The sequence below is a fragment of the Mesorhizobium sp. M7D.F.Ca.US.004.03.1.1 genome (assembly GCF_003998635.1).
Lineage (GTDB): Bacteria > Pseudomonadota > Alphaproteobacteria > Rhizobiales > Rhizobiaceae > Mesorhizobium > Mesorhizobium loti.
Genome location: NZ_RZQG01000542.1, coordinates 1 through 4,155 on the forward strand (window position 1 = coordinate 1; position 4,155 = coordinate 4,155).

Consider the following 4,155-nt stretch of genomic DNA (forward strand, 5'->3'; position numbering starts at 1 on the left):
ATCACCGCCGGCACCGGCATGGATGCGCTCGCCCACTGTCTCGAAGCCTATTGCGCGCCGGGCTATCATCCGATGGCCGACGGCATCGCTGTCGAAGGTGTGAGGCTGGTCTTCGAAAACCTGCCGAAGGCCTATGCCAACGGCAAGGATCTCGTCGCGCGCGCCCATATGATGAGTGCCGCCGCGATGGGCGCCGCCGCCTTCCAGAAGGGGCTCGGCGCCATCCATTCGCTGTCGCATCCGGTCGGTGCGCTCTACGACACCCATCACGGCATGACCAATGCGGTGTTCATGCCCTACGTGCTTGCCTTCAACCGTGACTCCATCGAGGAGCGTATTGCCCGGCTCGCCGCTTATTGCGGCATCAAGGGCGGCTTCGACGGGTTCGCCAAGGCAATTATCAAGCTGCGCAAGGAATTGAAGGTGCCGCACGCGCTGCCGGGCCTGATCAAGGGGCTCGACATGGACAAGAAGCGCAAGGCGCTGATCGCCGACATGGCGGTGGTCGATCCGACCGCTGGCGGCAACCCCGTCAAGCTGACCAAGAAGGCGGCGCTGACCTTGCTCGAAAACGCCATCGCCGGCACGATCTGAGGCGTTTTCCGCGCAGGGAATTGATCTGAAAAGGGGCTACAGGAACAAGGGGAGGGGTGACGGGCAAGGCACAAACTAGTTAGCCGGAAAAAGAATCGCGAAGCGATTGCTACAACCGGTTAAAAAGAGTTTACTTTTTCACACTGCGAGCAGTCGGTTTCACAAAGCTTTCATCTGTCTGTCACATGAAAACGATACCGCATCGCAGGCGTCCAACGGCGTCAGTTCAACGGAGAGAACACATGTTCAAATTCACGGGGAAAGTGCTTTCCCTTTCGGCCGCGACACTGATGGTGTCGTCGGTGATTTCGTCCGCGGCGTCGCTGGACGATCTCGTCAAGGCCGCCAAGGCGGAAGGCCAGCTCACGACCATCGCATTGCCGCATGACTGGTGCGGCTACGGCGACGTTATCGCCGGCTTCAAGGCGAAATATCCGGAAATCACCGTCAACGAACTCAACCCCGATGCCGGCTCCGGCGACGAGGTCGAGGCGATCAAGGCCAACAAGGACAACAAGGGCCCGCAGGCGCCTGACGTCATCGACGTCGGACTGTCCTTCGGCCCGACCGCCAAGAAGGATGGCCTGATCCAGCCCTACAAGGTGTCGACCTGGGACACGATCCCCGACAGCGCCAAGGACGCGGAAGGCTACTGGACCGGTGACTATTACGGCGTGTTGTCCTTCCAGGTTAACAAGGACATCGTCAAGGAAGCTCCGGCCGACTGGGCCGATCTTCTGAAGCCGGAATTCGCCAACACGGTCGCACTCGCCGGTGACCCGCGCGCTTCGAACCAGGCCATCCAGGGTGTTTATGCCGCCGGCCTGTCGACGGGCGCCGCCGCTGGTGAGGCTGCCGGCACCGCTGGCCTCGACTTCTTCAAGAAGCTCAATGCCGCCGGCAATTTCGTGCCGGTCATCGGCAAGGCAGCCACGCTCGCCCAGGGCCAGACCCCGATCCTGATCACCTGGGACTACAATGCGCTTGCTGGCCGCGACACGCTGAAGGGCAACCCGCCCGTTGACGTCGTCGTGCCGAAGACCGGTGTTGTCGCCGGTGTCTACGTGCAGGCGATCAGCGCTTACGCGCCGCATCCGAATGCAGCCAAGCTCTGGCTCGAATACCTCTACTCGGACGAAGGCCAGATCGGCTGGCTGAAAGGCTATTGCCACCCGATCCGCTTCAACGATCTCGCCAAGAACGGCAAGATCCCGGCCGACGTGCTGGCCAAGCTGCCGCCGGCCGAAGCCTATGCGTCCGCCGTGTTCCCGACACTCGACGAGCAGGGTAAGTCCAAGGAAGCCATCACCAAGAACTGGGATGCCGTCGTCGGCGCCAACGTCAAGTAACTCACACCATACCGGGCGGCCTCGAGGCCGCCCGGTCCTTCTCTCGAAGACGGTAGCCGGCGCATGACCGATCTCTCAATGTCCGACCACGCTGTTACCGGGAAGACCGCGCCTCCCGCCGAGGCACGCAGCATGCGGCTGCCGACGCAATGGCTTGGTGTCGCGCCTTTCTTCATCTTCGCCATCATGTTCCTGATCCTGCCCACGCTCTATCTGATGCTGGGCGCATTCCAGAATGATGCGGGTGAATTCACCTTCGAAAATATCGCCGCACTGGCGCAGCCGTCGATCGTTGCCGCCTACTGGATTTCGATCAAGGTCAGCCTCGCGTCATCGCTGATCGGCGCCTTCGCGGGCCTCGCCATCGCCATCGCCATTGTGCGCGGTGGCCTGCCGGAGTGGATACGCTCGGCGACGCTGACCTTCTCCGGCGTTGCTTCCAATTTTGCCGGTGTCCCGCTTGCCTTCGCCTTCATCGCCACGCTCGGCAGGCTGGGCCTTGCCACGGTGATCCTGAACACCTTGTTTGGCCTCAACATCTACGCACACGGCTTCAACATCCTGTCGTTCTGGGGGCTGACGCTGACCTATGTCTACTTCCAGATTCCGTTGATGGTGGTGATCATCGTGCCGGCAATCGATGGTCTGAAGAAGGAATGGGGCGAGGCCGCCGCAACGCTTGGTGCAACCATGGCGCAATACTGGCGCATGGTGGTCATCCCGGTGATCTGGCCGAGCTTCCTCGGCACCGTCATCCTCTTGTTCGCCAATGCCTTCGGCGCCATTGCCACTGCCTATGCGTTGACCGGTTCGTCGCTCAACATCGTGCCGATCCTGCTCTATGCGCAGATCCGCGGTGACGTGCTGCACAATGCCCATCTCGGCTATGCCATAGCCTTCGGCATGATCTTCATCACCGGCCTGGCCAATGTCTTCTACATCTGGTTCCGGACCCGTTCCGAGAGGTGGCTGAAATGAAGTCGGGAAGGTTCTGGGCTTGGGTCGTGTTCGCGCTTGGCGCGGCCTATTTCTTCATTCCGCTGATTGCGACCGTGGAGTTTTCCATGCGCATGCGGCGTGGCGAGTACTCCTTCGACGCCTACAAGGTCGTGCTCGGCGATGCACGTTTCCAGGCGACGTTCGGCTATTCGGTGCTTGCCGCCGTCTTCACCATCATTCTCGGTGTGCTGATCGTGGTGCCGGCTGCCTACTGGATCCGGCTCCGGCTGCCACAGTTGAGGCCGATCGTCGAGTTTATTACGCTGCTGCCGCTGGTCATCCCTGCCATCGTCATCGTCTTCGGCTACATCAGAATGTACGGGTCGAATTCGCCGCTGCCGTTCCTGGCGACCGATACAGGCACCAATGCCTTGCTGGTCATCGGCTATGCGACACTGGCGCTGCCCTATATGTATCGCGCCGTCGACACCGGGCTACGCACAATCGACGTGCGTACCTTGACGGAAGCAGCACAGATCCTTGGCGCTGGTTGGGGGACGATCATCACCCGTGTCATCCTGCCCAACGTGCTGATCGCGGTGCTCTCGGGTGCCTTCCTCACCTTCGCTATCGTCATCGGAGAATTCACCATGGCCAGCCTGCTCAACCGGCCGGCCTTCGGCCCGTATCTGCAGAATATCGGCGCCAACCGTGCCTATGAGCCGGCGGCGCTTGCCATCATCGCCTTCGCCATCACCTGGGGCTGCATGTCGCTGATCCAGATCCTGTCCCGCTTCGCGCCGAGATCGGCGAACCGCCTCAATTGATCGAAAAGTACTGATCGAAAGAACAACACCATGGCCGATCCGTTCCTCTCCATCCAGCACGTTCGAAAATCCTTCGGCGCCACCACGGTGGTCGAGGATTTCAATCTCGACGTCGAGCGCGGCGAATTCGTCTCGTTCCTCGGCCCGTCCGGCTGCGGCAAGACCACCGTGCTGCGCATGGTGGCGGGCTTTGAGGAGCCGAGCGCAGGAACCGTCGTCGTCGGCGGCAAGGACATTACGAGGCTGAAGCCCAACCAGCGCAATGTCGGCATGGTGTTCCAGGCCTATGCGCTGTTTCCAAATCTGACCGTGGCGCAGAATATAGGCTTCGGCTTGAAGGTCGCCGGCATGCCCAGGGCCGATATCGACGCCCGTGTCGCGGAGATGCTCGGCATCATCAAGCTGCCGCAGATGGCGGATCGGTATCCCTACCAGCTTTCTGGTGG

Annotated in this window: 5 protein-coding genes; all 5 read left to right on the forward strand. The window is 61.1% G+C overall.

The features are described from left to right. Nucleotides 1-594: iron-containing alcohol dehydrogenase (locus tag EN935_RS24955; RefSeq protein WP_127373707.1), on the forward strand; the 594-nt coding region annotated here is incomplete at its 5' end. A 242-nt stretch (nucleotides 595-836) separates the two neighbouring features. Beyond that, nucleotides 837-1,943, forward strand: a complete 1,107-nt coding sequence (locus EN935_RS24960; RefSeq protein WP_126070381.1) for an ABC transporter substrate-binding protein — start codon at nucleotides 837-839, stop codon at nucleotides 1,941-1,943. Between the two features lie 78 nt (nucleotides 1,944-2,021). Next, nucleotides 2,022-2,921: an ABC transporter permease subunit gene (locus tag EN935_RS24965; protein WP_181956539.1), complete on the forward strand. Its 900-nt coding sequence runs from the start codon at nucleotides 2,022-2,024 to the stop codon at nucleotides 2,919-2,921. Beyond that, on the forward strand, nucleotides 2,918-3,709 hold the full coding sequence (locus tag EN935_RS24970) for an ABC transporter permease (protein ID WP_127264714.1): 792 nt from the start codon (nucleotides 2,918-2,920) through the stop codon (nucleotides 3,707-3,709). The genes EN935_RS24965 and EN935_RS24970 overlap by 4 nt, the downstream gene beginning before the upstream one ends. 30 nt (nucleotides 3,710-3,739) lie before the next feature. Then, nucleotides 3,740-4,155: ABC transporter ATP-binding protein (locus tag EN935_RS24975; RefSeq protein ID WP_164771320.1), on the forward strand; the 416-nt coding region annotated here is incomplete at its 3' end.